General features: G+C 70.8%; 24 protein-coding genes and 1 tRNA gene. 8 read left to right on the top strand and 17 right to left on the bottom strand.

Annotated features, from left to right (window positions below):
- Nucleotides 1-117 precede the first annotated feature (117 nt).
- On the top strand, nucleotides 118-1,506 hold the full coding sequence (locus ACIRPH_RS20425; protein ID WP_402916563.1) for a hypothetical protein: 1,389 nt from the start codon (nucleotides 118-120) through the stop codon (nucleotides 1,504-1,506).
- A 365-nt stretch (nucleotides 1,507-1,871) separates the two neighbouring features.
- A complete protein-coding gene (locus ACIRPH_RS20420; RefSeq protein ID WP_402916561.1) occupies nucleotides 1,872-2,522 on the top strand; it encodes a TetR/AcrR family transcriptional regulator in 651 nt (216 codons plus the stop codon).
- An 81-nt stretch (nucleotides 2,523-2,603) separates the two neighbouring features.
- On the opposite strand, the gene ACIRPH_RS20415 is transcribed toward ACIRPH_RS20420, so the two are convergent.
- Nucleotides 2,604-3,905: an Ig-like domain-containing protein gene (locus ACIRPH_RS20415; RefSeq protein WP_402916559.1), complete on the bottom strand. Its 1,302-nt coding sequence runs from the start codon at nucleotides 3,903-3,905 to the stop codon at nucleotides 2,604-2,606.
- Between the two features lie 309 nt (nucleotides 3,906-4,214).
- Here ACIRPH_RS20415 and ACIRPH_RS20410 point away from each other — a divergent pair, with 309 nt between their 5' ends.
- Together ACIRPH_RS20410 and ACIRPH_RS20405 are read left to right on the top strand one after the other, a co-directional pair.
- A complete protein-coding gene (locus ACIRPH_RS20410; RefSeq protein ID WP_402916919.1) occupies nucleotides 4,215-4,538 on the top strand; it encodes a DMT family transporter in 324 nt (107 codons plus the stop codon).
- Between the two features lie 65 nt (nucleotides 4,539-4,603).
- Nucleotides 4,604-5,128 carry a TetR/AcrR family transcriptional regulator gene (locus ACIRPH_RS20405; RefSeq protein WP_402916917.1) on the top strand — a complete coding sequence of 175 codons (525 nt, stop codon included), beginning with the start codon at nucleotides 4,604-4,606 and terminating at the stop codon, nucleotides 5,126-5,128.
- On the opposite strand, the gene ACIRPH_RS20400 is transcribed toward ACIRPH_RS20405, so the two are convergent.
- Complete coding sequence (locus ACIRPH_RS20400; protein ID WP_402916557.1) at nucleotides 5,097-5,900, bottom strand: DUF6597 domain-containing transcriptional factor; 804 nt, start codon at nucleotides 5,898-5,900, stop codon at nucleotides 5,097-5,099. The two genes, ACIRPH_RS20405 and ACIRPH_RS20400, sit on opposite strands and share 32 nt — an antisense overlap.
- Nucleotides 5,901-6,097: 197 nt before the next feature.
- Here ACIRPH_RS20400 and ACIRPH_RS20395 point away from each other — a divergent pair, with 197 nt between their 5' ends.
- A complete protein-coding gene (locus ACIRPH_RS20395) occupies nucleotides 6,098-6,649 on the top strand; it encodes a TIGR03086 family metal-binding protein (RefSeq protein ID WP_402916555.1) in 552 nt (183 codons plus the stop codon).
- A 233-nt stretch (nucleotides 6,650-6,882) separates the two neighbouring features.
- Here the strand turns inward: ACIRPH_RS20395 and dacB are convergent, their stop codons facing one another.
- The 5 genes from dacB to ACIRPH_RS20370 all read right to left on the bottom strand — a co-directional run bounded on the left by dacB (nucleotide 6,883) and on the right by ACIRPH_RS20370 (nucleotide 14,749).
- A complete protein-coding gene (dacB, locus tag ACIRPH_RS20390) occupies nucleotides 6,883-8,499 on the bottom strand; it encodes a D-alanyl-D-alanine carboxypeptidase/D-alanyl-D-alanine-endopeptidase (RefSeq protein ID WP_402916553.1) in 1,617 nt (538 codons plus the stop codon).
- A 213-nt stretch (nucleotides 8,500-8,712) separates the two neighbouring features.
- A complete protein-coding gene (locus ACIRPH_RS20385; protein ID WP_402916551.1) occupies nucleotides 8,713-10,941 on the bottom strand; it encodes a dipeptide ABC transporter ATP-binding protein in 2,229 nt (742 codons plus the stop codon).
- Nucleotides 10,938-11,777, bottom strand: a complete 840-nt coding sequence (locus tag ACIRPH_RS20380; RefSeq protein WP_402916915.1) for an ABC transporter permease — start codon at nucleotides 11,775-11,777, stop codon at nucleotides 10,938-10,940. The genes ACIRPH_RS20385 and ACIRPH_RS20380 overlap by 4 nt, the downstream gene beginning before the upstream one ends.
- Before the next feature lie 91 nt (nucleotides 11,778-11,868).
- Nucleotides 11,869-12,879, bottom strand: a complete 1,011-nt coding sequence (locus ACIRPH_RS20375) for an ABC transporter permease (RefSeq protein ID WP_402916549.1) — start codon at nucleotides 12,877-12,879, stop codon at nucleotides 11,869-11,871.
- A gap of 178 nt (nucleotides 12,880-13,057) precedes the next feature.
- Nucleotides 13,058-14,749, bottom strand: coding sequence for an ABC transporter family substrate-binding protein (locus ACIRPH_RS20370; protein WP_402916547.1), 1,692 nt, complete (start codon nucleotides 14,747-14,749; stop codon nucleotides 13,058-13,060).
- Nucleotides 14,750-15,432: 683 nt separating this feature from the next.
- Here ACIRPH_RS20370 and ACIRPH_RS20365 point away from each other — a divergent pair.
- Together ACIRPH_RS20365 and ACIRPH_RS20360 are read left to right on the top strand one after the other, a co-directional pair.
- Nucleotides 15,433-15,888 (top strand): hypothetical protein, encoded by a 456-nt coding sequence (locus tag ACIRPH_RS20365; protein ID WP_402916545.1) that lies wholly within the window; start codon nucleotides 15,433-15,435, stop codon nucleotides 15,886-15,888.
- Between the two features lie 103 nt (nucleotides 15,889-15,991).
- Nucleotides 15,992-16,606 (top strand): rhomboid family intramembrane serine protease, encoded by a 615-nt coding sequence (locus ACIRPH_RS20360; RefSeq protein ID WP_402916543.1) that lies wholly within the window; start codon nucleotides 15,992-15,994, stop codon nucleotides 16,604-16,606.
- Nucleotides 16,607-16,706: 100 nt separating this feature from the next.
- Here the strand turns inward: ACIRPH_RS20360 and ACIRPH_RS20355 are convergent, their stop codons facing one another.
- The 4 genes from ACIRPH_RS20355 to dcd form a co-directional block, all read right to left on the bottom strand.
- Nucleotides 16,707-17,639: a glycine betaine ABC transporter substrate-binding protein gene (locus ACIRPH_RS20355; protein ID WP_402916541.1), complete on the bottom strand. Its 933-nt coding sequence runs from the start codon at nucleotides 17,637-17,639 to the stop codon at nucleotides 16,707-16,709.
- Between the two features lie 50 nt (nucleotides 17,640-17,689).
- A complete protein-coding gene (locus tag ACIRPH_RS20350) occupies nucleotides 17,690-18,925 on the bottom strand; it encodes an ABC transporter permease (RefSeq protein WP_402916539.1) in 1,236 nt (411 codons plus the stop codon).
- Nucleotides 18,922-19,920, bottom strand: a complete 999-nt coding sequence (locus tag ACIRPH_RS20345) for a glycine betaine/L-proline ABC transporter ATP-binding protein (protein ID WP_402916913.1) — start codon at nucleotides 19,918-19,920, stop codon at nucleotides 18,922-18,924. Before ACIRPH_RS20345 ends, ACIRPH_RS20350 begins: the two co-directional genes overlap by 4 nt.
- A 430-nt stretch (nucleotides 19,921-20,350) precedes the next feature.
- Nucleotides 20,351-20,941, bottom strand: coding sequence for a dCTP deaminase (gene dcd, locus ACIRPH_RS20340; protein ID WP_402916538.1), 591 nt, complete (start codon nucleotides 20,939-20,941; stop codon nucleotides 20,351-20,353).
- A 135-nt stretch (nucleotides 20,942-21,076) separates the two neighbouring features.
- Between dcd and ACIRPH_RS20335 the strand changes: the two genes are divergently transcribed.
- Nucleotides 21,077-21,150: transfer RNA gene (locus ACIRPH_RS20335), tRNA-Gly, on the top strand.
- Nucleotides 21,151-21,246: 96 nt separating this feature from the next.
- Here the strand turns inward: ACIRPH_RS20335 and ACIRPH_RS20330 are convergent.
- From ACIRPH_RS20330 to ACIRPH_RS20305, 6 genes are all read right to left on the bottom strand, one after another.
- Nucleotides 21,247-22,395 (bottom strand): site-specific integrase, encoded by a 1,149-nt coding sequence (locus ACIRPH_RS20330; RefSeq protein WP_352982323.1) that lies wholly within the window; start codon nucleotides 22,393-22,395, stop codon nucleotides 21,247-21,249.
- On the bottom strand, nucleotides 22,395-22,619 hold the full coding sequence (locus ACIRPH_RS20325) for a helix-turn-helix domain-containing protein (protein ID WP_402916536.1): 225 nt from the start codon (nucleotides 22,617-22,619) through the stop codon (nucleotides 22,395-22,397). Before ACIRPH_RS20325 ends, ACIRPH_RS20330 begins: the two co-directional genes overlap by 1 nt.
- Nucleotides 22,619-24,304: a replication initiator gene (locus tag ACIRPH_RS20320; protein ID WP_402916534.1), complete on the bottom strand. Its 1,686-nt coding sequence runs from the start codon at nucleotides 24,302-24,304 to the stop codon at nucleotides 22,619-22,621. Before ACIRPH_RS20320 ends, ACIRPH_RS20325 begins: the two co-directional genes overlap by 1 nt.
- A 256-nt stretch (nucleotides 24,305-24,560) precedes the next feature.
- Nucleotides 24,561-25,988, bottom strand: coding sequence for a cell division protein FtsK (locus tag ACIRPH_RS20315; protein ID WP_402916532.1), 1,428 nt, complete (start codon nucleotides 25,986-25,988; stop codon nucleotides 24,561-24,563).
- Nucleotides 25,988-26,239 carry a hypothetical protein gene (locus ACIRPH_RS20310; RefSeq protein ID WP_402916530.1) on the bottom strand — a complete coding sequence of 84 codons (252 nt, stop codon included), beginning with the start codon at nucleotides 26,237-26,239 and terminating at the stop codon, nucleotides 25,988-25,990. The genes ACIRPH_RS20315 and ACIRPH_RS20310 overlap by 1 nt, the downstream gene beginning before the upstream one ends.
- Nucleotides 26,240-26,345: 106 nt before the next feature.
- Nucleotides 26,346-26,750, bottom strand: a complete 405-nt coding sequence (locus tag ACIRPH_RS20305) for a plasmid replication, integration and excision activator (RefSeq protein WP_402916528.1) — start codon at nucleotides 26,748-26,750, stop codon at nucleotides 26,346-26,348.
- Nucleotides 26,751-26,917 lie beyond the last annotated feature (167 nt).

The raw sequence follows: 26,917 nt of genomic DNA, 5'->3' as shown, positions 1-26,917 counted from the left end.
TCCCACCCGGTGCGGCGCGGCACTGCGCGGCCCGTCCCCGCCCCGGACCCCCGGAGTGCCCGGTACGCCCCGGAAGGCCTGTGTAGTCTCGGTTGGGGCACAGAGAGGCGGACGGCGATGGACGGTCAGACCGGCTCCGGCGGAATCCGTCGGACCGCGGGTTCCGCACTCCCCCGCCGGGCCCCGGGCGTTTCCCCGCCCGCCCGCCCCGGCGAGCGGCGCCCGTCGCCCGGCGGCTCGCTGCTGACGACCGTCCTGCTCCCCGTCCTCCCGGCCGTGCTCCTCCTCGCCGCCACCTCGGTGGCCCTCTCGGTCCACGGACTCCTGCCGCCGTCCCCGGGGGCCGCACCGCCGCTCCCCCCGCCCGCGGAGCCGTCCACGGGGCTCGTGGTCCTCGCCGGCCTCACCCTGGCCTCCCTCGCGGTCGGCCTCCCGGTGTCCGTGCACGCGGGGCTGCTCGTCGGCGGCGGCGCCGTGCTCGGGCAGGACGTCGGTGCGCGCGCGGCCTGGTCCCGCGCCCTGCGCCGCGTCCCGGGGACCCTGGCCCTCCTCCTTCCGCTGGCCGCGTCCTGGGCCGGGCCGCTCTGGGGCCTGCGCCGGCTGGCGTCGGAAGGCGCGTGGTCCGCGCCGGCCGCCGCCGCGACGGCGGCCGGGACCGCCGTGGCGGTCCTCCTGCTGGCGGCGCTCCCCCTCCGCGTCCTGGCCGACCTGTCCCCGGGGCGGGCCCTGGCCGAGACCTGGCGGACCGCCCGTGCCCGGAGCACCGCCCGGGCGGCCGCACGGATCCGCGCCGCGCTCCCCCGTCCCCGCCCCGGCGACGCCCACGGGATCCCGGCCGCGGTTCCCGCCCTCGTCTGCGTACTGGCGCTCCTCCCGCTCGCCGCCCCCGGGCTGCTCCGTCCGGAGCCGGCGCCCCCCGGGTCGGCGCCCTCCGCCGCCCTCACGGCGTCGGCGGAGAACCGGACGACGGTACAGATCGAGGACGAGGACGGCACCGCCCACCTGTTCGAGGTCGGGCCCGGGGGGCTGCGCGAGGCCGACTGCGGTCCCGGGTGCACCGTCGGTCCCGCCGAGCCGGGCCCCGGGGCGCACGTCGACGCGGACGGGTCGCACGCCCGGGTCGGCGGCCGGGTCGTGGCCGCCTACTGGCGCACGGACCCCGACCACGGCCCCTCCACGCTCTACCTGCGCGTGTGCGACACCGGCAGCCCGTGCCCCGACGACGCGGAGGCCGCCGCCGCACCCGCCTCCGCGCCGCCGGCCGGCTCACGCGTGGAGGTGCTCCGGGACGGGGGTGCGCGGGTCCTCGGCTGCACCGAACCGTGCGCGGCCGGCGCCGTGGACCGGGCCGGCGAGGCCCCCGGGCCCGAGAGGGCGACCGCGGTCCGGCCCGCGCACCGCGCCGGGGCCGTCACCGTCGAGGTCAGCGGGCCGGAGACCCTGCGCCTGGTCATGCTGGCCTGCGACCCCTCCGGCTCCTCGACCGACTGCGGCGCGGGGGTCTGAGGGCCCGGACCCGCTTCGGTCCGAACGGGCTTCGCACCGAGGGGTTGCCCGAGACCGTTGCCGGTGTGAGTGGGAGCCCCTGCACCCGACCCTCCCGTGCAGCCGGACCCGGTGGCGAGACGTCCGACGCGTGTGCGCAGGTCGGGGGCCACCGGCCCCCGCAGTGCCCTCCCATGGGGCACGCCGCGCCGCGCCGCGGAGGGGGCCGCCCTACCCTGTGATGTACGTCTCTTGAGCGGAGACTTCACTTACTTAATGTTTATTAAGCAAGGGGAGGGGCCGAGATCTCGATACCGTGGGCGACGGGCCCGCCCCCGGCCACGGGCCCGGGGTACCCGCCGGGTACAACGAAGTGGAGAGCAGGAATGAGCGAGACGACCCCCGCACCGGACACCCGGCCCCCCGGCGGTCCCGAGGCCCCGACACCGCGCAAAAGGGTGAACCGGCGGGAGCAGATCCTGCGCACCGCCGCCGACGTCTTCGCGGCCCGGGGGTTCAACAACACCTCGCTCGCCGACATCGCCGCGATGCTCGACATCACCCCGGCCGGGGTCCTGCACCACTTCGGCTCCAAGACCGACCTGCTCACCGCCGTCCTGGAGCTGCGGGACGACACCGAACCGGCGCCCGGGGGCAGCCGGATGCTCGACCACCTGGTGACCACCGCGGAGCGCAACGCGGCCCGCCCGGGGACCACGCAGCTGTACGCCGTCCTCTCGGCGGAGAGCGCCACCGACGGGCACCCCGCCCAGGGGTGGTTCCGGGACCGCTACACGGTGCTGCGCGATGAGATCGCGGACGCCGTCCTGGACAGGCTCGGGCCCGGGCACCGGGAGGCCGCCTCCGTCCCCGGCCCCGACGGGCGCACCCCGGCCGAAGCCGCCGCGGCCGCGGTCATCGCCGTCATGGACGGCCTCCAGGTGCAGTGGCTCCTGGACCCGGAGGCCGTGGACATGGCCTCCGTGACCGCGCTGGTGATAGACGCCCTCGTCGCCCGGCTGTCCCGGGAGGGCTGACCGGCCCCGGGAAGGCCCGGAACGCGGCGAGGGGGCGTCGGGAACCAGGTGGTTCCCGACGCCCCCTCGGACGCGCGGCGGCTACTGCTCGCCGTGCACGGAGCCCGGGGTGCCGGAGCCGTCGGTGATCTGGGCCTCGCCGGTGGCGCTGCTCTCCAGCCACTCGTCCCAGGACTTCTGCCAGACGCCCCAGCCGTTGTCCCACTCCTTCACACGGTCGGTGCCCGTGGTGTCGAGGACGTCGCCCATGAGGGTGTTCTCGAAGAACCACAGCGCGTCGTCCATGCGCAGGTTGGTGCAGCCGTTGGAGGTGTTGGCCGAGCCGATGTTGCCGTTGTAGGAGGCCTCGTGCACGAACTCGCCGCTGTGCGAGGTGCGGACCGCGTACTGCACGTCGACCTTGTAGGAGCCCGGGGAGTCCGCCGGGATGCCCACGGTCGCGGAGTCCATCGTCAGGCTCTCGTAGCGCTCCATCAGCACGTGGGTGCCGCTGCTCGTGGTGTCGAAGTGCCGGCTCTCCTTGCCGTTGCTCACCTCGATGACGCGCTCCTGCTCGCCGTCCACGGTGATGACCATCTCGTGGTCGGGCACGTGCATGGTGGCGATCAGCTCGCGGCCGATCTCGAAGTCGATCCGGTGGTTGCGCACCCCGTAGACGCCCTCGGACGCCTCGACGCCCGCGAGGCGGAGGTCGACACTGACCTGCTGGTAGGGGTCCCAGTACTCCTCGGGGCGGAACTGCGCGGTCTTGTCGTTGACCCAGTTCCAGGCGCCCGCGACCTCCTGCTCGGAGACGACCTCCATGGAGTTCTCGACCTGGGCCTTGTTGGTCACCGGCAGGTCGAAGTTGATGACGATCGGCATGCCGACCCCGACGGTGTCGCCGGAGCTGGGGAAGTTGGACTCCAGTTCCAGGCGCTGTCCGGCCACCGCGTCCAGGGTGGTGAACTCCTGGACCAGCTCGGTCGTCTCACCGGCGTCGTTCTCGGCGGTGGCCGTGACCACGATCTCCGAGCCGGGGCGCAGGTTCCAGTCGCTGACCCACTCGGTCCCCTCCTCGTTGAGGGTGCCGGTCATGGCGTAGAGGTCGGGGTCCTCCTCGCCCTCGCCCTCGGCGGCCGCCTCGCCCATGACGACCTGCTCCACCGCGACGTCGGTGATGACGCCGTTCTCGGCGGTCACCGTGACGGGGGAGTTGGGCGCGACCTCCTGGGCGCCGTCCTCCGGCGTGATCACCAGTTCGGCCGCGTCCGCGCCCTCGGCGTCGGGACTGTTGCCCTGCGTCTCCGCCTCGCCGGACGTACAGGCCGTGGCGACGAGCGCGAGCGCCGCCAGTCCGATGCCGAACCGACGCGTCACCGCCGCAGGGGTCTTGCCCGTCACGTCTGGACCTCCATGTCGTACCTCGAACGCCGTGTGCCCTACTGCCACTAAGACGCACCAGCGGGGAAAAGGTTCTGAAAACCCGCACATCGGTATAGAGCGGTTACCACCGGCGCGGGGCGAGACACCGGAACGGCCGACCATACACCCAGGGGGTACGTACCAGAAGCCCTCCATGTATGAGATTACGGCCATCTCCGAACCGTCCTGTACACCGGGAGGCCCCCGGAGATAACATCTTGGTCGAACGCTCAGGTTTCTCTTCAGCCGAAACCTGATCACTTGAACAACTTTCCCCTGGAGGAAGTCATGCCGTGGTTCTGGTTGGTCGGCGCCATCGCCGCAGAGGTGACCGCCACCACCTCGCTCAAGCTCTCCGAGGGGTTCAGCCGCCTGGTCCCCTCCGTCCTCGTCGTGGTCGGCTACGTCGCGGCCTTCACCATGCTCAGCCAGGCCCTCGCCCGGGGCATGACCCTGGGGGTGGCCTACGGTGTGTGGGCGGCCGCGGGCATCGCGCTGGTGGCGGTGATCGGGGCGCTCTTCCTCGGGGAGTCCCTCACCTGGGTCCAGGTGGGCGGGATCGCCCTGGTCATCGGCGGGGTGATGGCACTGGAGATGGGCGGCGGGCATTGACGGGAAGGGAAGCCGTGGGCGGCACGACCGACGAGGGGACCACCGACGGCCGCAGGCTCAAGGGGATGCAGCGCCGCCGCCTGCTCCTCGACGCCACGATGCGGATCGTGGAGCGCGAGGGCGTGGGCGCCGTCAGCCAGCGCCGCGTCGCCGCGGAGGCGGGGGTGCCGCCCAGCACCGTCACCTACTACTACGCGGCCGTCGACGACCTGCTCGTGGACGCCCTCACCAGGGTCAACGACACCTACGTGGAGGCCCTGGGGGCCCTCCCCCACGAGGCGGACGCGGCGCTGCGGGGGTTCGCCGAGCTGATCTCCTGCGCGGGGGCGGGGGACGGCCGGCCCTCGGTCGTCGCGGAGTACGAGCTGTTCCTGCTCGCGTCCCGGCGTCCCGCCCTGCGTCCGCAGATCGACCGCTGGAACCGCGCGGTGGACGGCTTCCTCGCACCGTACCTCCCCGATCCGGACGACCGCGCGGCCGCCTCCGCGACGGTGGACGGCCTGTTCGTGCGCTCCTGCACCGACCCGGAGCTGACCGCGGACGCCATCCACCGGGTCCTCACCCGGCTCCTCTCCCTCCGCTCCTCGTGAGAGCCGCGTAGCGGGCGGGCGGGACCCCGATGACCGAGGTGAACTCCCTGGTCAGGTGCGGCTGGTCGCTGAACCCCAGTTCGGCGGCCAGCACGCCCCAGTCGGGAGCGGCCCCCCGCCTGGCCCGCTCCGCCGCCTCGTAGAGCCGGTACCTGCGGATCACCGCCTTGGGCCCGAGCCCGACGTGGTCGGCGAACCTGCGCTGGAGCAGCCGCACACCGAGCCCCTCGCGCTCGGCCAGGGCGGAGACGCCGACCACCGACGGGTCCGCGGCCACCCGCTCGACGACGTCGCGGGTGTCCTCCGCCGGGTGCCGGTCCGCGGGCAGCCTCCCGGCCAGGATCCGGTCCAGCTCGGCCATGAGGGGGAGCGGGGACCCGGGGAACACGTCCCCGGCGAACACCTCCGACACGGGCAGGGAGGCGTCGACGATCCCGCTCATCGGGCGGCCGAGGAGGGGACGGAACCCGGCCGGGCGGAACATGACCCCGAGCGCCCACCCCTCCCCCTCCAGGCGGCGCCGCGCGACCTCCGTGGCGGGGCCGTGCACCGCTGCGCCCCCCGCGGTGAACACCACGTTGACCACGGGGTGGGCGAGGACCCTCTGGGTGTACGGCTCGCGCCCGGCCAGGTTCCACGAGGCCACCCAGTAGCGGTCCACGAAGCGGGCGACCGGCGCGGAGGGCGCGTACCGGTCGAGGCGGAACCGGGTCAGCCCCGTCCCCGGGTCGATGATGCCCCGCGCGTCCCGCTCGACGGGCTCTGGTCTCACGCCCACCAGGGTAGGTCCCCGGTCGGACGGTTCCCGGGGCGCCCGGTCCGCGCTCCGGGGGCGGTCCGGCCCCGGCTCCGCCCCGTTCCCCCGGAGGGGCCCGGACGTGCGGCCCCTGTCGCGTTTCTTCAAGACCCCGGCGGGTCCGCGGGACGAGGATGGGGCCGGAACTCGACCGATCCAGGGGGACACCTGTCATGAGCGACATCTCCGAGCGCTACGCCCGCCTCTCCGACGCCTTCGCCGCGACGGTGGCCGCGGTACCCGACGACCGGTGGTCGGCCCCGTCCCCCTGCGAGGGGTGGACCGCCCGGGACGTGGTCCGCCACGTCGTGGACACCCAGGGCATGTTCCTCCGCCTGGTCGGCCGGGACCTGGGAGACATCCCGTCGGTGGACGCGGACCCGGCCGCGGCCTGGGACGCGGCCCGCGCGGTGGTCCAGGCCGACCTGGCCGACCCGGAGCGCGCGGACGCCGGGTACGACGGGTACTTCGGACGGACGACGTTCGCGCGCTCCGTCGACCAGTTCCTCTCCTTCGACCTGGTCGTGCACCGCTGGGACCTGGCCCGCGCGGCGGGGCTGGACGACCGGCTGGACCCGGAGGACGTGCGGTGGGCGCACGGGAACACCGCCGCGTTCGGCGACAGCATGCGCGGCAACGGCGTCTGCGGTCCCGAGCTCACCCCGCCGGAGGGCGCGGACGCCCAGACGCGGTTCCTCGCCTTCCTCGGGCGCCGGGCCTGGTAGGCGCCCGGGAACGGACGGGAGCCCGGGAACGGACGGGAGCCCGGGAACGGACGGGAGCCCGGGAACGGCCGAGGGCCACGGGGGTGAACCCGTGGCCCTCGTCCTCGGCGGGCCGCGTGCGGCCCGCCGGTCCCTCTTCCGCGGTCCGGCCCGCCGCCGGGCCGGCTCCGTACCGGGTCACTCCGCCGGAGGGCCCCCTCGGGCCGCCTCCGGACGGTCGGCGCCCCCGCCGGTCAGCAGGCCTGCTCCCAGGAGCATTCGAGCTCACCGCTGCCCTGGACCGGGGCGCGCAGCGGGGCTGCGCCCGCCGGCGCCCGGTGGCCCGCGTACTCGGCCAGGCGCACCGCGACGGCGTCCTGGACCGCGAGGGGCGCGGGGCCGGAGTGGCCGTTGTTCACGATGCTGAACGCCAGCCCGCCCTCGGGTCCGGGCACGTACCCGGAGAGGGCGCTGACCCCGCTCATCGTTCCGGTCTTGGCCTCGACCACGCCCTCGGCGGCGGTGCCGCGCATCCGGTTGGCGAGGGTGCCGCCGACGAACGGGTCGCTCTCGCCCGCGACCGGCAGCGAGGCGGACCAGGTCTCCTCCCAGGGGGCGGAGCCCGCCTGTCCGAGCAGGTCGACGACGGTGTCCGCGGTGACCAGGTTGCCCCGCGACAGGCCGGAGCCGTCGTTGAGGACCAGGCCGGCGGTGTCCACGCCCAGGCCGGACAGCGCGTCCTCCACGCCCGCGAGGCCGGCGTCCCAGGTGCCCGCTCCGGCGGTCTCCTGGCCGATGCTCTTGACCAGCATCTCGGCGTGCCCGTTGTTGCTGAACTTCATGAAGGGCACGAGGATCTCGGAGAGCTCGGCCGACGTGTGGTCGGCGAGCACCTCGGCGTCCCGCCAGTCGGCGGGGACGCCGCCCAGGCCGACGTCGCCCTTCACCGTGACGCCGTTGTCCTCCAGCGCCGCCTCGAAGAGGTGGCCCGCGAGCGCGGCGGGCTCGTCGACGGTCCGCAGCGCGGTCACGGGTGCGGCGTCCGCGGGGAGCGAGCCGGTGACCACGACGGTGTTGGCGCCCGCCGGGCGGTCGATGACGAGGGTGTTGGCGCTGCCGGCGGCGCCGGTGAGGGCCCGGTTGTCGAGCTCGGCGTAGCCCTCCGCGGCGCCGAGGTCCACGTCGGCGGGCTCGCCCTCCGCCGCGGGGGTCACCGAGACCTCCGTGACGCCGGTGTCGAAGCGCTCCCCGTGGGCGACCGTCAGGGCCGAGATCTGCGCCGAGTAGGCGTACGGCTCGTCCTCGGGCCACCAGTCGTCCACGAGCCGTTCGGAGTCGAACCACGTGTCGTCGGCGTACAGGTCGCCCTTGACCGTGCGGACCCCGGAGGCCGCGACCTCGGCGGCCATGGCGTCCAGGTCCTCGGCGGAGAGCGTGGGATCGCCCCGGCCCACCAGGTAGAGGTCCTGCACCTCTCCCCGGCGCCCGGGAGCGGACTCGGCCGCGACCTCGGTCCCGAAGGAGTGGTCGGCGCCCAGGACCTCCAGGGCGGCGGCCGCGGTGAACAGCTTCATGTTGGAGGCGGGCAGCAGCTGCTCGCCGCCGTCGCGCGAGTACAGCTCCTCGCCGGTCGCGGTGTCCACGACGACCACGCCCGACACGGCGCCCTCCAGGGAGGGGTCCTCCAGGATGGCGTCGATGTCCTCGCGCAGTTCGGTCAGGCGGGCCCCGGAGGCGTCGGCGAGCGCGGGGGACGCTCCCAGGAGCGTCATCGGCAGCAGGGGGATCGTGACGAGGGCGGCGGCCCTCCGGGCGCCGCCGCGCCCTCCGGTGCGGCGGGGGCGCGGGGGTTCGGGGGAGGATTGCTTCATGGGTCTCCTCGAAGGGGGCGGAAGCAACGCACCCTAGCCCAGGAACCGCCGCCGATCCAGGGTTTCGCCGCGAGTCCCCGCGCGGCGGAGCGGTTTCGTCCGGAACCCGCCGCCGGCCCGGGGGCGCGAGGGGCCCCGGCGGGCCCGCGGGGAACGCCGTCGGGCCGGCGCCGGGGCTCCCGCCCCGCCTCCGGCCCGACGCTCCGCGACGGCTCAGATCAGCTCGACCACCTGGGAGTAGTGGCAGGCGTCCCGGTGCCCGGTCCCCCGGTCCAGCAGGTCCGGGGGCTCCTCCACACACCTGACCCGCTCGGTCTCCGACAGCTCGCCGGCGAACTTCGGGCACCGGGTGCGGAACCGGCAGCCGGACGGGGGGTCGGCCGGGCTGGGCACGTCGCCGGTGACGACGATCCGCTCCCGGGTCCTCTCCTTGACCGGGTCCGGCAGCGGGATGGCGGAGATCAGCGCCTGCGTGTACGGGTGCGCGGGAGCGCTGAACAGCTGGTCGGTCGTGCCCGTCTCCACGATCTTGCCGAGGTACATCACGGCGACCCGGTCGGCGATGTGCCTGACCACCGACAGGTCGTGCGAGACGAACAGGTACGACAGCCCCAGCTCGTCCTGGAGGTCCTCCAGCAGGTTGATCACGCCCGCCTGGATCGACACGTCCAGGGCCGACACCGGCTCGTCCAGGATGAGCACCTTGGGGTTGAGCGCCAGGGCGCGGGCGATGCCGATGCGCTGGCGCTGGCCCCCCGAGAACTCGTGCGGGTAGCGCGAGCCGTGCTCGGGGTTGAGGCCCACCAGCTCCAGGAGCTCCTTGACCCGGGTCCTCGCGCCCTTGGCCCGGCCGTGGATCTGCAGCGGCTCCGCGACCGTGTCCGAGACCGTCATGCGCGGGTCGAGGGAGGCGAACGGGTCCTGGAAGACCAGCTGGAGGTCGCGGCGCAGCGGCCGCATCTGGGAGTCCGACAGCTCGTGCAGCGGCTGCCCCATGTACCGGACGTCTCCCGACGTCCGGCGGATCAGCTGGAGCAGGAGGCGCGCCGTCGTGGACTTGCCGCAGCCCGACTCGCCGACGAGCGCGAGGGTCTCGTGCTCGCGCAGCTCCAGGGAGATCCCGGAGACCGCCTGGACCTCCCCGACCTTGCGCCGGAGGACGCCCTTGGAGCGGATCGGGAAGTTCTTGACGAGGTCGGTGGCGGTCAGCAGGACCTCGGCCCCCCCGGCGGGAGCGCCGTCCCCCGCCCCGGGGTCCGCCTCCGGGGCCTTCCCGGCGGCGCCCGCCTCCGGCCGGGGCTCCCCCAGCTCGGCCGCGAGGACCTCGGCGGGCGCCTCCGCGTCCACGGAGGTGGGCCGGAAGAGGTCTTCCGGGCGGACCCCGGCCAGCTGGTCGCTGAAGTGGCAGGCCGACCGGTGCCGGCGCAGGGGGTCGTCCTCCTCCCCCGCTCCGGGGGCCCCGATGTCCGCCGGCTCCGCGAGCTCGGGCACCTCCTCCCGGCAGATGTCCTGGGCCATCGGGCAGCGCGGCGCGAACGCGCACCCGCGCGGGAGGTTGAGCAGGGAGGGGGGCGTCCCCAGGATGGGGGTGAGCCGTTCGTGCCGCCCCCCGTCCAGCCGGGGCACCGACCCGAGCAGGCCCAGGGCGTAGGGCATGCGCGGACGGTAGAAGACGTCCTCGACCGTGCCCGTCTCCACCAGGCGGCCCGCGTACATGACGGCCACCCGGTCCACGTGTCCCGCGACCACGCCGAGGTCGTGGGTGATGAGCACGAGGGCGGCGCCGGTCTCCCGGCGGGCCGCCTCCAGCGCCTCCAGCACCTGGGCCTGGACCGTCACGTCCAGCGCGGTCGTGGGCTCGTCGGCGATGATGACGTCGGGGTCGTTGGCCATCGCGATGGCGATCACCACCCGCTGGCGCATGCCGCCGGACAGCTCGTGCGGGTACTGGTCGACCCGGCGCTCGGGGTTGGGGATGCCGACCTTGTCGAGGAGTTCGACGGCTCGCTCCCGCGCCTGCTTCTTGGTCACGTCCCGGTGGGTGAGCACGGCCTCGGCGATCTGGTAGCCGATCGTGTACACCGGGTTCAGCGAGGTGAGGGGGTCCTGGAAGATCATCGCGATCTTCTCGCCGCGGATCCTGCTGATCGCGGCGTCGCCGAGCCCGATGACCTCCTGGTCGAGGACCCTGGCCGATCCCGTCACCCTGGCGGTCCTGGGCAGCAGGCCCATGATCGCCATCGAGGTCACCGACTTGCCCGAGCCGGACTCCCCGACGATGCCCAGCGCCTCGCCGCGGCGGACCTGGTAGGTGACGCCGCGCACGGCGTCCAGGGGGCCGTCCTCGGACGAGAAGGTGACGCTGAGGTCCCGGACGTCCAGGACGACATCGTGCTCCGCGCTCGGGGCGGGGCTGTCGCTCATGTGTTCGGTCGTGGTCATCGCCGCACCATCGTCTGTCGTGGGTCGAGTGCGTCCCGGAGTCCGTCACCGATGAAGTTGATCGTCAGGCAGATCATGACGATCAGGAGGCCGGGCGGATAGAACAGCCAGGGCCGGGTGAAGGCCGCGGTCCTGGATCCCTCCACCATCTTCCCGAGGGAGATGTCCGGCGGCTGGATGCCGAACCCGATGAAGGAGAGCGCGGCCTCGGTGAGGACCGCCACCGCCACCAGCAGGGTCGCGGCCACGATGATCGGCCCGGCCGCGTTGGGCAGCAGGTGGCGGAAGATGATCCGCGAGGCCCTGGCCCCCACCGCCCTGGCCGCCTCGATGAACTCCTGTTCGCGCAGGGAGAGCACCACGCCGCGGACCACGCGGGCGATGGTGGCCCAGGAGAACAGGCACATGATGAGCGCCACCGCGTACCAGGTGGTCCCGCCCCGGACGTTGCCGTTGATCGCCGCCACGGCGACGATGAGCGGCACGATGAGGAACACGTCGACGACGCGCATCATGATCGCGTCGACCCTGCCGCGGTAGTAGCCCGCGACCGCGCCCCAGACCGAGCCGATCACGGTCGACAGGACCGCGACGGTGAGGGCGACCTTGAGGGACTGCTGGGTGCCGCGCATCGTCTGCGCGAACACGTCGTTGCCCTGGTTGGTGGTGCCGAAGGGGTGCTGCAGGCTCGGCGGCTGGTTGCCGAGGATGTCCCGGCTGACGGTGTGGTCCCACGGCCACACGAAGGGGCCGACGAAGGCGAACGCCGTGATGAGGCCCAGGAAGACCAGGCTGACCATCGCCGCCCGGTGCCGGCGGAACCGGCGCCAGACCATCCGGACCTGGCTCAGCTCCTCCCCCCGGTTGACGTCGCCTCCGGCGGGGAGCCCGGCGGGGCCCTTCCCGCTCGCCGTACGGCTGTCGGTGTCACTCATAGCGGATCCTCGGGTCGAGAACGCCGTACAGGATGTCGGCGATGAGGTTGGCGACGACGACGAGGGTGCCGCTGAGCATCAGCCAGGACATGAGCGCGAACGCGTCCTGTGCCCTGACCGCCTCGATGAAGAAGTACCCGAGACCGCGCCACTGGAAGATGGTCTCGGTGATCACCACGCCCTCGATGATGCCGACGAAGCCGATGGTGGCGACGGTGACCAGGGGGATCAGGGCCGTGCGCAGCGCGTGCCGCCGGACGACCACGCTGTTGCGCACGCCCTTGGACCTGGCGAGGCGCACGTAGTCGCTGTTGAGCACCTCCAGCATCGACGTGCGCTGGTAGCGGCTCCACGCCGCGTAGCTGGTCAGCATCAGGGTGATGGTGGGGAGCACGAGGTGACCGGCGGAGTCGAGGAAGTACTCCCAGTTGGTCATGTTGCCCACCCGGGCCGAGTTCGCCCCGATGGTGAAGAAGAACGAGGTGCCCGTGGACTGGTTGAAGACCAGTCCGCCCTCCCGGATCAGCGCGCCCAGCCAGAACGTCGGCATGGCGAGGGCGAGGAACCCGATGAAGGTGAGGGTGTAGTCCAGCTTGGAGTACTGGCGCATGGCGCTGACGACACCGGAGAGGACCGCCAGTCCGAGGGCGAAGACGAGGGCGGCGGAGACGAGGCGCAGGGTGACGGCGATGCCGGAGGCGAGCTGTTCGCCGATGTCGAAGGCGCCGCCCCGGACCGAGGGTCCGAACTCGCCCTGGAGCAGGCCGATGTCTCCGTTGCCGCCGATCCCCGTCATCCAGAGCCAGTACCGTTCCGGGGTCGACCGGTCCAGGTAGTAGCGGGCTTCGGCGGCGGCGATGGCCTCCTCGCTGGGCGGCGGCTGCGCGAGGCGCATGTCCGCCAGCGGGTCGCCGCTGAGGTCGACCATGAGGAACACGAGAACCGACGCCGCCAGGAGCACTGGGATCGCCACGGCGAGGCGACGCGCGGTGTATACGAGCATGGGAAGGTCCTTCGGTGAGCGCTCCCGGAACGGGGAGGCGGCCCCGCCCGCCGCGGGGGACGGCGGGCGGGGCCCGCCCGGGCCGGGCCGCCGCCGGGACTCTCGTCCCGCCGGCGGTCACCGGTCCGGGCGCGTCTCCCCGCTGTTCAGCACGGAGCGATGCGGGCCGGGAGGTGCGCTAGTTGACCGCGGTCCACTCGTGCTGGTTCCACTGGGCTCGGCGCGACTGGGTGTTGTTGTCCGTGACGTTGCCGAGGTAGTTGGTGTCGTAGAAGTAGAACGCCGGGGTGTCCACGAACGGCAGGACGTAGGCCTCCTCGGCCACGAGCGCGGCGGCCTCGTTGGCGAACTCGGCGGCCTCGGCGGAGGTGGCGACGTTCTGCGCCCTCTCCGCGAGCTCGTCGACCTCGGGGTTGTCCAGCTTGCCGTGGTTGCTCAGGCTCTCGCTGTGCCAGTAGAGGTAGGACGAGCTGGCGAAGGCCGGGGTGGTGCTCCAGCCGTAGATCATCAGGTCGAAGTCCTGCTCGGCGAGGGTGCCGCCCAGGTCGTCGGTGGTCTCGATCTCGGCGGTGACGCCGATCTCGGCCAGGTCGGCCTGGATCAGCTCGGCGATGATCTCCCGGGCGACGTGGCCGGCGGTGTAGCGCAGGCGCAGGGCCGGGACCGCCTCGCCGTCGAGTTCGAGGGTGTCGCCGTTGAGCTCGTAGCCGGCCTCCTCCAGGAGCTCCAGGGCGGCCTCGGTGTCACCGGTGCCCTGGCCGGTGGGGGTGATGACGTCCTCGTGGTACTCGCTCGAGGAGGAGAAGATGTGGTTCGTGCGGGGCTCGACCTCGGGGAACTTCTCGCCGTAGGTGCGGGTCGCGATGTTCTGGACGTCGATGGCGGTGAAGATGCCCTGGCGCAGCGCCCGGTCGGACAGCGCCTCGTTGTCCAGGTTGACGTCGAGGTGCTCCCAGCTTCCGCCGGACTCGATGCCGAACTCGACGTCGGGGGCGTCCTCGAGCTGCGTGATGACGTCGTCGGACCAGGAGGCCGGGGAACCGCCCTGGACCTCGCCGTTGGTCAGCGCCGGGACCCAGCTGCCCTCCTCGGTGTTGACCTGCAGGATGATCTCCTGGATCTCCGGGGTCGGGCCGTAGTACTCCTCGTTGACGGTCTTGACGATCCGCCCGTCGAGCTCGGGGGTGCCCTCGAAGATGTACGGACCGCCGGAGACGGTCACGGGGTTCTCGTTGAACCAGTGGGAGGACTCCAGCATGCCCTCGGGCGTGTCGAGGTCGAAGCCCTCGGCCTCGGCGAGGTGCGACGGGTACAGGCCGTCCATGCCGAAGGCGTACCACTCGGGGAACTGCGTCCCCTCCTCGATGGTCACCGTGACGGTCTTGCCGTCCTCGGAGCCCTCGACGCTCTCGATCAGCACGTCCACGTCGGATCCGCGGGAGTTGCAGATCTCGGCGCAGAGCTCCTCCTTGCCGCTGTTCATCTTCCAGGCCCAGATGAAGTCGTCGGCGTCGATGGGCTCGCCGTCGCTCCAGTTGGCGTCCGGGTTGATCTCGTACTCCCAGACCATGGGGTCTTCGCTGAGCAGCTCGGGGGTGTTGACGATGAGGTCGGAGTTCCACTCCCACTGGCCCTCGGGGTTGTAGAACCCCGTCACGGGCAGGACGCCGTGGACCATCTGGATGACGTAGACCGAACCGCCCTCGGGGGCGTTGTGGTTCCAGCCGCCGCCGGGCTGGTTGACGATCCAGGTGACGGAGCTTCCATCACCGCCGCCGCCGCTGTCCTCGGGGGGCGAGCAGGCGCCCAGCACCAGGGCAGCCGAGACGCCGACAGCGGCGGCGGCCAGCAATTTCCTACGATTCTCCATCAGTCACACCCTTGATCACTAATACGAGCCGGACCGCGCGGGTTTGTGTGGTTCGCACACAGCCAGCCGAGCCTAGGCGATTAGTCGATCAGAAGACCATTGAGCGAAATGTCTGTATAGCCCTACTGGCAGATTCGTGACCCATCCGCAACCGGTTCGCGCCCATCGACCTCGGGCGTCGACACAAACCCTCAATACGGCGGTAATACGACCAGTTCACGCAGGTCAGAGGCGTCATCGCACGACAGTACCCAGACACCAGATTCGGACAAGCCAGAAATGAATTGCTGGACATTGACACCAGTCAACAATGTTGACGATAAAGTAAACGACGTTTAACTACAACTTGCTCGTGCATGATTACCGAGAGGAAAACGGACACAGGGCGCTAAAATCCCCATCAAGGACGAAAGACTCACTTTTCCTTCGCCGCAAACGCCGCTTCCATGGACACCCCGGCATCTTCACATGATTCGTGGGATGACCTGATGTTAATCAGATAAAAGCGTCAAAAGGAGCTGTCGACACCAAAGCACGCATACCCGAGACCTAACCCCTCGCCAGAGCTGTCCGAAACCACCGTTCCCATGCCCGCGGAGCCGATAGGGTCGGGAACGGCGACCGCCGTCATCCCACCGCAGCACCCAGCGAGAGAGGCATCTGCCGTGTCCGAAACAGTCCGCATGGTCTGCCCCGTAGGCCGTAAACACGTGGAGCTGTGGGCAGGTTACGCACTGGTGGTACTCGGCGTCGTGGTGGTCGCGGCCGACCCCGTGCACTGGGCCCACATCACCCTCGGACTGCTCCTCGCCCTCGGGGGCGCCGGCCTGGCCGCGCACGGCCACATGATCAAGGCCCCCGTCCTGGAGATCTCCGACGGCGAGTTCCGCTACCGGCGCGGACGCTACATCGTGCGCGTCCCCTTCCACGACATCGGCTCCTACTACGTCCTGCCGGGGCGCATCCGCTCCCTGGGCCTGTGCGACTCCACCGGACGCCCCAAGCGCTTCCCCTCGCTCCGGAGCCGCCGCGCCGCGCGCACGTACCTGCCGCTCACCGGGATGACCAGCCCCGCCAAGGTCGAGTCGTTCATGGCGGTGGCCGGCATCCCGCCGCGCAAGCGCTCCCTGACGTCCTGACCGCCCGGTCCCCCCTGGGACGACTCTGGACACATCAGACAATTACCCACCACGCGCCCCACAGACATACCGCTGCAAGCCGGTGTCATCTACCCTCGGTGTCGTGAAGCAGTCCAGAATCACCGCCATCCTGACCGTAGCGGGGATGCTCGCGGCCATGTGGGTTCTCGAGATCCTCGACAGCTTCGTCCTCCGGGGGGCACTCGACCACGGGTTCGGCCTGCGCGCCTGGAACTTCGACCAGCCCTGGACCGTGCTGACCGCGCCCTTCATGCACGGCAACCTCGAACACCTCATCGGCAACTCGCTGCCGTTCCTGGTGCTGGGCTCCCTCGTGGCGTTCAGCGGCCTGGGCCGGTTCCTGCTCACCACGCTGATCGTCATCGTCGTCAGCGGGGTCGGGGTCTGGCTGTTCAGCTCGCCCTTCTCCCTCACCGTCGGCGCCAGCGGCCTGGTGTTCGGCTACTTCGGCTACACGGTCCTGCGCGGCATCGTCGAGCGCAAGACGGTCGACATCGTCATCATGATCTGCGTGGTGCTCTTCTACGGGACGATGATCTGGGGCGTCCTCCCCCAGTACCCCGGCGTCTCCTGGCAGGCCCACCTCTTCGGCTTCCTCGGCGGCCTGCTCGCGGCGTACCTGCTCCCCAGGAGGGAGAGGGCCCGCCAGCTCAACCAGGGCTACGGCGGCGCCCAGGGCGGCTACTACGCCCCCTGACCCCCCGACGACACGAACGGGCCGCCCCCTCGGGGACGGCCCGTTCACGCTTCCCGCCGCGGGCGCGGCGCGCGGGACCGCGCGCCGCCGGCCCGGCGTGCTAGAACTCCAGGCCCTCGGCGGCCTCGCCCAGGGTGCGCTCCAGGAACTCCGGGTTCTCCGACAGCCAGGTGCGCGCGCCCTCCTGCGGGTTCTCGACGTCCTCGCCGACGGTCAGCACCTCCAGGGAGGCCAGCTCGTCGTCGGACATCTCCCAGTTCCCGATCCACTCGCTGAGCTCCGGGTACTCCTCGGTGAAGCCGTCACGGCCGACCGCGTGGATCTGCTCGGCGTCGCCCATGAGGCCCTCGGGGTCCTCGAGGTCCTTCAGGTCGTGCTGCGCGTAGGCGGGGTGCGGACGCCACAGGGTGACGACGATGGGCTCCTCCTCGGCGATGGCCGAGTCCAGCTCGGCGAGCATGGCCGCGGTGGAGGACTCGACGAGCTCGAAGTCCTCGTCCAGGCCGTAGCCCGGCATCGCCTCCTCCTTGGTGACCCGGGTCAGGCCGGCGCCCGGGTCGATGCCGATGATCTCGCCGCCCAGCTCGTCGGCGTGGTCGGCCAGGTCGGCGATGCTGTTCACGTCCTCCATGTAGGTGGGGACGGTGAGCGTCAGGACGGCGTTGTCGTACCAGACGCCGAGGTCCTCCAGCTGGTCGCCGTAGTCCTCCCAGTAGTCCGAGTGGGTGATCGGCAGCCAGGTGTCGAGGAACAGGTCCACGTCGCCGTTGGCGGCGCCCTGGTACATGGGGGCGACGTCGACGTCGGTGACGGTGACGTCGTAGTCCAGCTCCTGCAGGATCACCTCCCACATGGCGGTGGTGGCGATGGCCTCCTCCCAGGCGATCAGCGCGATGTTGATCTCCTTGGTGTCCCCGCCCTCGCCCTCCGCGGGGCCGGTCAGGTCCTCCCCGCCGCCACCGCAGGCGGTCAGGAGGAGGGCGGCGCTCATGCCGGCGGCGGACAGCGCGGTCATGCGCTTGGGGCTGTACATCGTGGGATTCCTTCCCTAGGTAATTCCGTGTGCGGGGTCGGGTCGGCGGCTCAGGACGCCTGGGCGGAGGCGCGGGCCCGGGGTCCCCTGCGGGTGACGGCCGCGGTGAGGCGGTCGAGGAAGATGGCCAGGATGACCACGGCGATGCCGGCCTCGAAGCCGAGCGCGCCGTCGTTGCGCGTGATGCCCTGGTACACCTGGCTCCCCAGGCCGCCGGCGCCGACCATGCCCGCGATGACGACCATCGACAGGCCGAGCATGATGACCTGGTTGACGCCCGCCATGATGTTCGGGAGGGCCAGCGGCAGCTGGATGCCGGTGAGGATCTTGTGGCTCGGCGCCCCGAACGCCTCGCCCGCCTCCACCAGCTCGCGGTCGACCTGGCGGATGCCCAGCTCGGTCAGGCGGACGCCGGGGGGCATCGCGAACACGATGGTCGCGACCACGCCCGGGACGGCGCCGATCGAGAAGAAGAAGATCGCGGGGATCAGGTACACGAACGCGGGCAGCGTCTGCATCAGGTCCAGGACCGGCTTGGCGATCTTGCTGACCGTGTCGTTGTAGGCCGCGAGGACGCCGATGGGGATCGCGATGACGACGGCGATGGCGCTGGCCACGAGCACGAGGCCCAGGGTGTCCATGGCGTTCGTCCACTGGCCGACGGACGCGATCAGGGTGAGGGCGACGAGGGCGAACAGGCCCATCCGCCATCCGGCGACCGAGAGCGCGAGCAGGCTGAGCAGCAGGATCATCAGCAGCGACGCCGGGTTCGTGACCAGCGCCGGCAGCACGAGCCAGCCCAGCACGAGCAGGACGAGCCAGCCGCCCGCGACGACGCCGGTCCGGACCCTCGTCGACCGGCCCGTCAGGCCCAGCACGGTGACGGCGATCAGGAACAGCAGCGAGATGCACAGGTAGGCGTCCACGTACTGCTGGTCGAACAGCGCCATCGCCCACCCGAAGAACGGGCGTCCGAGGAGGTTCACGACGGTGTCGCCGAAGCCGAACTGCCCCTGGAGGACGTAGAGCAGCGAGACGGCGCCGACGATCACGACCAGCGGCAGCCGCCGGGTCCTCAGCAGCGGGGCCGCGATGACGACCGCGGCGATGAACGCGAGCTGGCCCGCACCCGGTTCGACGAAGAACCCGGACAGGGCGTCGACCGCCCAGCGGATGAACGCGCCGAGCGCGTCGAAGAAGAGGCCGAAGTTGGACTTGAGCCAGCTGTTGAACGCCTCGAAGCCCTCGCCGATCGGCAGGCTCGGTGGGAACTCCACGGGTGTCACGGGGTCTCCTTCCCCGCCGCGAGGGCGGCGAGCACGGAGCTGCGCGTCACCGTGCCGAGGACGCTGCCGTCCTCGGCCACCACGCGGAGGCGTTCGGCGGTGGTCATGTCGGCGTACAGGTCGGCCACCGGCGTGCTCGCGGCGACCTGCGGCGCGGACGCGTCGGCCGCGGGGCCGTCGGAGTCCAGGACGGAGGACGCGGTGAGCACGCGGGTCCGGTCGACGTCCTCGATGAACCGCTCGACGTAGTCGTTGGCGGGTTCGCTGAGGATCTCCTGCGCGGTGCCGATCTGGGCGACGCGGCCGTCGCGGAGCACGCAGATCCTGTCGCCGAGGCGCATCGCCTCGTTGAGGTCGTGCGTGATGAAGACGATGGTCTTGCCCAGGCTCTCCTGGAGTTCCAGGAGCTGGGTCTGCATGTCCCGCCGGATGAGCGGGTCGAGGGCGCTGAACGCCTCGTCCATGAGGATGATGTCGGTGTCCGCGGCCAGTGCCCTGGCCAGGCCCACGCGCTGCTGCATGCCTCCGGAGAGCTGCTCGGGGAGCTTGTCCTCCCAACCGCCCAGGCCCACCAGTTCGAGGGTCTCACGCGCCTTGCGGCCGCGCTCGGCACGCGGGATCCCGCGGAGCTCCAGGCCGTAGGCGGCGTTCTCGAGAACCGTGCGGTGGGGCAGGAGCGCGAAGTGCTGGAAGACCATGCTGATCTTCTCGCCCCGGAGGGTCAGGAGTTCCTTCCTGCTCAGGGCGGTGATGTCCACGCCGTCGACCTCGACCGTCCCCGCGGTGGGTTCCAGGAGGCCGTTGAGCATCCGGATCAGGGTCGACTTCCCTGATCCGGACAGGCCCATGACGACGAAGATCTCGCCCGGTTCGACCTCGAAGGACACGTCGATGACGGCGGCCGTCACGTCGAGGTCGGCGATGGTGTCCCGGTGACTGCCGTCCTGGAGCCGCTCGACGGCGGCTCCGGACTGTTTCCCGAACACCTTGTACAAGTGGTCTGCGCGTACTGCTGGCACGGTCTCCTCTATGGGGCTGTCCTGGCCGCGAGGCACACCAGGGCATGCTCAGCCCCACTGCCGACCCGCGGTTCCCGCAGGTAGCTGGCTTGCGCAGGGCCCCCATGCGCCCCCCGGTCGGGGCGGTACCGCTACCTGGTTCACGTCGGGTGCAAACCCTACAGAGATACGTACGCACAGTTCAGACGGTTGGTAACCGGCAAATAACATGTTTAACCGACATAAAAACCGTCCGCCGACCTATGACACCGGATATCGGCACCGCAAGACGTCCATATGTGATCTATGCCACTCTGCTTTTTGCAGTGACCCTTGTCACATATGCGAGACAGATGCGTCGCGCGACGGTATGTGTCGATTCATAACCGTAACGTAAGCGTCCGGCCGATTCCAGAGCCTCCGCCGGTCAGGAGGCGTCGGGGCTGATGGGCGTGCGGACGAAGTTCTGGTGCGACCTGGACGGCGTCGGACCGCGCTGCCCCTGATACCGGGAGCCGTAGCCCGCGGAGCCGTAGGGGCGCTCCGCCGGGGAGGACAGGCGGAACATGCACAGCTGGCCGATCTTCATGCCCGGGTACAGCTTGATCGGCAGGGTCGCCACGTTCGACAGTTCGAGGGTGACGTGCCCCGAGAAGCCCGGGTCGATGAAGCCCGCGGTGGAGTGCGTGAGGAGGCCGAGGCGGCCCAGGGAGCTCTTGCCCTCCAGCCGGCTCGCGATGTCCACCGGCAGGCTGACCACCTCGTAGGTGGACGCCAGCACGAACTCGCCCGGGTGGAGGATGAACGCCTCCTCCCCGTCGGTCTCGACCAGGCGGGTGAGGTCGGGCTGTTCGACCGAGGGGTCGATGTGGGGGTACTTGTGGTTCTCGAAGACCCTGAAGAAGCGGTCCAGCCGCACGTCGATGCTGGAGGGCTGGACGAGGCTCGGGTCGTAGGGGTCGATCCGGACCCGCCCGGCATCGATTTCGGACTTGATATCGCGATCGGAGAGCAGCACGGTCCGAACCTACCGCCTGCGACAACGCACCGTAGGCGGGACGGCCGGCCCCCGGCTCCCGCGCCGAGTTGCCCATGGGGGGCCGAGTTGGGCTAAGATGACGTGCGTCGACAACCGGACTTCCGGCGGTCACACGCGGATGTAGTTCAATGGCAGAACTTCAGCTTCCCAAGCTGATAGCGCGGGTTCGATTCCCGTCATCCGCTCCACACAGCAGAGGCCAGGTCAGACCGGATTTCCGGTGACCTGGCCTCTCGCGTTTCCAGGGGTCCGTACGGGCCGCGTGCCCGCTACGTGCCCGATGCTCAGTTCTGAGCACCCGCCACAGGCGGACCATCACCTTCCCTCGCACGGGACCGGCGCAGTTCCTCGGCGGCCCTCTCCCCCAGCCGGTCCGCCAACTCCTGAGCGCGTTCGTCGCGCGCGTGGAGGTAGACCATCGCGGCCCGAGGGCTGGAGTGCCCCATCCGGTTCATCAGCTCCCGCAGGGACGCCCCCGCCTCGGCCGCGTAGGTGTTACCGGTGTGCCGGAGGTCGTGGAGGTGGACGTTCTCCAGACCCACGGCGACGCAGGCATCCGCCCAGTACTTCGTGAAGTTGCTCCGGCGGAGCTGGTTGCCGCGAACCCCGACGAAGACGAACCCGTTCGGCCCCGGAGCCGAGTACTCGTCCAGGTGGCGGCGGAGGTCCGCGATGATCAACGACGGAAGGCGCACCGTACGAGCGCCCGCCCTGGACTTGGGCGTTCCCTTCTCCAGGGCCCCTATGTCGTAGACCGTCTCCCGCACGGTCACGGTCCGCTTGTCCAGGTCGAGGTGTCGGCGGCGCAGGCCGGCCAGCTCCCCCCACCGCAGACTGCCGAACGTCGCCAACAGCACCAGCGCCCGGTACCGCGGGTTGATCTCCTCAGCCAGCTTGAAGACCTCGGCCACCGACAGCACCGGACGTTCCTCGCTGTGCTCCTGGCCCGCGCCGTCGATCTGGCAGGGGTTCTCACGGATCAGCCGGTCCTTGACGGCAGTGTTCAGGACCGCCCGCATCAGCCGGTAAGCCTTGGGAACCTGCCCCCTCCCCCGGGCCTTCCGTCGCTTGACCGCCCGCCACTTGCGAATGTCGGCCTCCTGGATGTCCTTCAGCGCCATGTTGCCGAACGTGGGGTCGAGGTGGAGCCGGAGCAGGTCCTCGTAGGTCCGGCGGCTCTTAGGGGTCAGTTCACGGTTGTCCACCCACTCCGCCGCGTACGCGGAGAAGAGGTCATCACCCGCGTTCGGGTCCCACCAGCCGTCACGGTTGATCTCCGCCTCCCTCAGGGCCAACCAGCGGTCCGCCTCCTTCTTCGTGGCGAAGGTGTGCGGAGCGGGATGGTCGATGCCGTCCGGTCCCGGGTAGCGGACCTGGTACCGACCGGAGGTGAGCTTGCGGATACGGCCGAACCGCCGCTTCTTCGCAGCCATTACGCGGCCCTCCTCGTGTGAGGCCGGAGCGGTTCCACGACTCCAGCGGTAATGAACTCGTCCAGGGAGCTTTCCGGGATGCGAACGTGCCGACCGATGCGGACGAAGGTGATGCGCCGTTCCTCGATCAGGCGTCGGGGGTAGCGCACGGAGGTATTGAGGAGTTCGGCCACCTGATCGACGGTGAGCAGACGGCCGGTCGGGGGGTTGTTCTTGCTGTCCATCAGGCAGCCCTTTCCGTTGCCGAGGGGGTGAGGGTTAGCGCGGCGTCGAGCTGGGCCCGGCGTCGTAGTGCTTCACCGACCGCCCGGAGTAGTCGCCGTTCCCGTGGTGGCACGTCGGGGTCGGTAGGGCGGGCGAGTTCCCACTCGAAGGAGTCGGAAGCGAACGTCAGTGCCGGAGGACGCGGGTTGTTCTCGTCGCCCTGGTCCTCGTCGGCGGTGGGGTTCACCCCGAGGGCGTCCAGGACCCAGGTGAGCCGGTCGGCTTTGTGGTCGGCGAGGGTCTTGCCGGACCACTTGCGCGAGACCAGGACGCGGCGTCCGGCGTAGCCGAGGTGTTCGCGCCGGTGGGCCTTGGAGCGGCAGAACCCGGGACGCATCCCCGCCTTGGCCTGGTCGGGTTGGATGCCGTAGCGCAGCCAGTTGGCGCACCGGGGCGAGCACGGCTCGAACCGGAGGGTTTCCATGAGCCGGTCCACGTGCTGTTCCTGCCGGACGGTCTCGGCCGCGTGGCAGTCCGCGATGTCCTTGGTCAGGTACTTGGCCAGGTAGCGCACGCACCGGGCGGCGTCCTCGGTTCCGGCCACGACCCCCTTGGCGTCCACCTGCTTGCCGAAGCGGACCACGTGGAAGGGTTCGGCGTCCGGATCAGCGTCGAGGGCGTCCAGCGCCTCGTCCCAGGTCGGGAGGACTTCCCCCGTGGCGGGGTCGAGGTAGGACCCGGCATCGGTGTCCCAGAGGGGGATGTGGTCGCCCTCGAAGCGGACGGTGTCGGCGGGCGGCCACCACACCTGGTGGTAGGTCGCGGCGGCGATCTGGCGCAGTTCAGCCCGGGGCAGGGTTCCGCGTGTGGCCATGTGCAGGTGCGGGGCGAGGCGTCGTTGGGGTTCGACGGCGGCGAAGTACTGGACGTCGAATCCGGCGACCCGGCGCAGGTTCTGCACGAACCGGTCCACGAGCTTGGAGAAGTGCAGGGTGTCCCTGGCGGCCCGACGGTAGTCGTAGGTCGAGGGATCGACCGGGGTGCCGTCCGAGCGCACCCGCCCGTAGGAGTCCAACGTCAGGGTGAGGAACAGTGAGGGGCGGAAGACCTTCCCGGAGTCAGGATCGGTGAACGCCCGCCCGACCGTCTTCCTCGTCATGGGCCGCTTGGGCAGATCCGGGACGTCTTGGCGGCGCTTGGTGGAGCGCACCCGGCGCGGGCCCGAGGAGGCCGGGGAGTCGGCGGAGCGGGTGACCGACCCTCGTAGCCCGGAAGCCGTGATGTCCTCGTCCAAGCCCGCAATGGCCGCGTCCAGGGCCGCCAGGTCCTCAGCCGAAGCCGCCCCCGAGGAGGCGAGTCGATCTCTCTCGGCGGTGACCATCGCACGCTGCTCCACCCAGGTCCGCTGCTGTTCGGTCGGAGGGTCGGGCTTCACGACGGGTTCGGTGGCCAGGTGCCAGCCCTCTTCGCACTGAGTGCGCCGCAGCGACCGCTTCCGCTTCGCACAGGCCGGGCACCGCGATTCCAGGGTGGACCCGCACGGGACGTCGATCACCTCCGTGGCACCGGTGGCGATGTTCGTGCGTCGGAGAGAGACAGTGCGGATGCACACGCCGTGGTCGGAGGCGACCTGTTCGGCCACCTCACGGGCCAGGGGTTGCGCGAGCCGTTCGGCCCGGGTGGACTTACCGGTAGGCGTCGGCATCAGCCCACCCCCACAACCACAGAGCAGGAGCGCCCCCGATGGCGAGACCCCCCAAGGAGATCCCTTTCCACTGGGCAGCAATTCTTTGCGTGTTCGGGCTGCTGTGGCTTGCAGGCGACGTCATCGCGAACTGGGGTGGGGATGAAGGCTTGGTGGGGGTAGGTCCGGCTTCGTGGGCGAGCGGCATCTTGTGCGCCATAGGGCTGCCATTCCTCGTGATGGAGTACCGGCAACGGCGCTTGGTGAAGCGCACCCATCAGGCCACCTCTCCCACCGAGGAAGAATCCGCCCCGTAGGCGTTCACCATGGCGGTGATGTCCTCGTCCGTGACGTAGGCGGCGCGGACCCGTACCGGGGCGGGGGAGGTCTCCATACGCACGTAGGCCACCCCGGGCAGCGTGGGGTCGATCAGGTGGGCGTTGCCGCCCCGGTCCCGAGCACCCTCCCCCAGGATCATGTCCACCTGCGAAGCCTCGTCCAGACGAAGCGCGACCTTGTCCGGGAACAGGTTTCGCAGGTTCATCACCTCCTTGCGCGGGTCCTGGAGTGCGGCCAGGACGGAGAAGCCGACCGAGCGTCCTTGTGAGGTCAGGGTGGCGATGGCGTTCTCGGCGCGGCGGCGCACGTCCCGGTCGGGGTGGTAGGCGGTCAGGAACGCGACTTCGTCGATCACCACCAGGACGAAGGGGTCCTTCCTGCTGGGCACGTGGGAGCGCTGCTTTCCCGCGTAGCGGCGTGCGCGGTTCTGCATGTCGGCCACGGCCAGTTCGAGCAGAGCCACCGCGGATTCGCCGTCGTCGGCGTAGTGGGCGAACAGCTCCCGTCCGTAGGACAGCTCCATGCGCTTGGGGTCCAGCGCCCACACCTGCGCGGTTCGGTCGGCGATCGCGGGGAGCATCGCGCGGATGGCCGACCAGATCACCGAACCCTTTCCAGAGCCAGTGACTCCGGCTGCGAGGACGTGTGTGCCGTGCAAGCGCAGCAGCCAGGGTGAGCCGTCTTCCCGGTGGCCGATGGGCAGCGCGGTCAGGTCCGCCGTGTTCGGAATGTCCAGGGCGTCGAGGGGTTCGGCCAACGTGTCGCGGCGGGGGAACTCCAGCGTGATCCTGCGGGGTCCGTCTACCACCACCCGGCAGGACGGGGCTTGGAAGCCGTGCGCGAGTTCAGCCACGCGGGTCTCGAAGTCGGCCGGTGAGGTGCCGGCGACCAGGGTGACACGGACGTAGTCGGCCCATTCGGAGCAGGTGACGCGGCGAATCCTGGGGAGGTAGCGGCGTTCCTGGTAGGACTCGGCCAGGCCGGAGATGACCAAGACGGGTTGCCAGTGGCGCCGGTAGACGAACACGTGCCGCCACCAGGCGAGCAGGCGCAGGGTGACCCAGGTCCGGTAGGTGTCGGGCCAGACGCGCCACCACGCTAGGGAGGCAGCAGCGGCCAGGCCCCACAGGGTGGCGAGTCCGGGCCAGTCGAACCACCACCAGGCCCCCGCAGAGACGGCCAGCCAGGCGACCGTGACGGGGAACCGGAACGGCAGCGTCACCAGGAACCGCACCAGCCGCCAGATCCACGAGCCCAGCACCACGATCCCGGGGGTTTCCACGATCGGGGTCGTCCACCGCACCCCGTGGGCGGGGGTGGGCAGGGTCGGGGAGGACTGGGCGGAGCCCACCTTGGACTGAGGCATCACCGACCACCCCGGTTCTGGTCCTCGATCCGGGCCAGGAGCCGGTCACGGTCGGAACGGGCACGGGCGGCGATCGCCTCGGCGGTCGGGTTCTCCTCCCGGTGCGCGAGGGTCGCGAACACGCGCGCCTTGAAGTCGAAGAACTCCGCCCGTTCGGTGTCGGTGGTGGGCGGGGGGTTGGTCGCGTCCAGGAGCAGCCGGACCAGTTCCGGGCCGCTCAGGCCGGACAGGTCACGGGGGTAATCGGACATACTGAAGACACCTCTTCACGAAGCTTTCGCAGGGTTCGCGTGGGGGTTCACAGGGGCGGCTCGGTGTTGGCGCACCAGGCCGCCCCGTCTCATCTCTCGTGGCGGGTCAGGCGGCTTCCTTGGCCGGAGCAGCACGACGCCCACCAGCACCGGGAGCTTTCACGCCACGGGCGCGCAGGGAGTACGCCACCCGGGGGCGGCGACCGGAGTCGTCCACATAGGGCATGACCGCCATGGACTCGAACTCGATCGGGCGGAACGGCAGCCCCGGAACCTCGTCCGGCAGGGTCGGGCACACCTCGGCGGCGACCTTGACCTTCACCGACTTGGCCTTCCCCCGCGCCTCGGGATCGGCGTCGATCACGTCCACCGCCCACAGCGGCAACCCCGAGTCCTTGTCCGTCTGCGGACGCTTGGTCTCGAAGTCCGTGATCGCCTCCACCCCCAACGCGAACGCACCGTGCGGGAACACCGCCCCGAACGCCACCGGCAACGCACCCTGAATAGCCATCTGGCCAGTCCTTTCTCATCGTTCACGCAGGTCAGGGCCCTTGGTCGGAGTCAGATCCGACTCTCCCAACCAGGAATCGATACATGTATAGCATGTATCGAATCTGGCGACCAGGGTTCACCGGACGCCGTGGTCTGCTGTTGTCGTCTCCGCCCCCTGGACGGGTT

Origin of the sequence: Nocardiopsis sp. NPDC101807, assembly GCF_044766605.1 — a bacterium.
Taxonomy (GTDB): Bacteria; Actinomycetota; Actinomycetes; order Streptosporangiales; family Streptosporangiaceae; genus Nocardiopsis; species Nocardiopsis tropica.
This window is presented reverse-complemented; position numbering and strand designations above follow the sequence as displayed.

Bases quoted from the DNA above. Each gene is read 5' to 3' on its own strand.
- ACIRPH_RS20425 (WP_402916563.1), top strand. From the start codon at position 118: ATGGACGGTCAGACCGGCTCCGGCGGAATCCGTCGGACCGCGGGTTCC.
- ACIRPH_RS20420 (WP_402916561.1), top strand. From the start codon at position 1,872: ATGAGCGAGACGACCCCCGCACCGGACACCCGGCCCCCCGGCGGTCCC.
- ACIRPH_RS20410 (WP_402916919.1), top strand. From the start codon at position 4,215: ATGCCGTGGTTCTGGTTGGTCGGCGCCATCGCCGCAGAGGTGACCGCC.
- ACIRPH_RS20405 (WP_402916917.1), top strand. From the start codon at position 4,604: ATGCAGCGCCGCCGCCTGCTCCTCGACGCCACGATGCGGATCGTGGAG.
- ACIRPH_RS20395 (WP_402916555.1), top strand. From the start codon at position 6,098: ATGAGCGACATCTCCGAGCGCTACGCCCGCCTCTCCGACGCCTTCGCC.
- dacB (WP_402916553.1), bottom strand. From the start codon at position 8,499: ATGAAGCAATCCTCCCCCGAACCCCCGCGCCCCCGCCGCACCGGAGGG.
- ACIRPH_RS20385 (WP_402916551.1), bottom strand. From the start codon at position 10,941: ATGACCACGACCGAACACATGAGCGACAGCCCCGCCCCGAGCGCGGAG.
- ACIRPH_RS20380 (WP_402916915.1), bottom strand. From the start codon at position 11,777: ATGGTCTGGCGCCGGTTCCGCCGGCACCGGGCGGCGATGGTCAGCCTG.
- ACIRPH_RS20375 (WP_402916549.1), bottom strand. From the start codon at position 12,879: ATGCTCGTATACACCGCGCGTCGCCTCGCCGTGGCGATCCCAGTGCTC.
- ACIRPH_RS20370 (WP_402916547.1), bottom strand. From the start codon at position 14,749: ATGGAGAATCGTAGGAAATTGCTGGCCGCCGCCGCTGTCGGCGTCTCG.
- ACIRPH_RS20365 (WP_402916545.1), top strand. From the start codon at position 15,433: ATGGTCTGCCCCGTAGGCCGTAAACACGTGGAGCTGTGGGCAGGTTAC.
- ACIRPH_RS20355 (WP_402916541.1), bottom strand. From the start codon at position 17,639: ATGTACAGCCCCAAGCGCATGACCGCGCTGTCCGCCGCCGGCATGAGC.
- ACIRPH_RS20330 (WP_352982323.1), bottom strand. From the start codon at position 22,395: ATGGCTGCGAAGAAGCGGCGGTTCGGCCGTATCCGCAAGCTCACCTCC.
- ACIRPH_RS20325 (WP_402916536.1), bottom strand. From the start codon at position 22,619: ATGGACAGCAAGAACAACCCCCCGACCGGCCGTCTGCTCACCGTCGAT.
- ACIRPH_RS20320 (WP_402916534.1), bottom strand. From the start codon at position 24,304: ATGCCGACGCCTACCGGTAAGTCCACCCGGGCCGAACGGCTCGCGCAA.
- ACIRPH_RS20315 (WP_402916532.1), bottom strand. From the start codon at position 25,988: ATGCCTCAGTCCAAGGTGGGCTCCGCCCAGTCCTCCCCGACCCTGCCC.
- ACIRPH_RS20310 (WP_402916530.1), bottom strand. From the start codon at position 26,239: ATGTCCGATTACCCCCGTGACCTGTCCGGCCTGAGCGGCCCGGAACTG.
- ACIRPH_RS20305 (WP_402916528.1), bottom strand. From the start codon at position 26,750: ATGGCTATTCAGGGTGCGTTGCCGGTGGCGTTCGGGGCGGTGTTCCCG.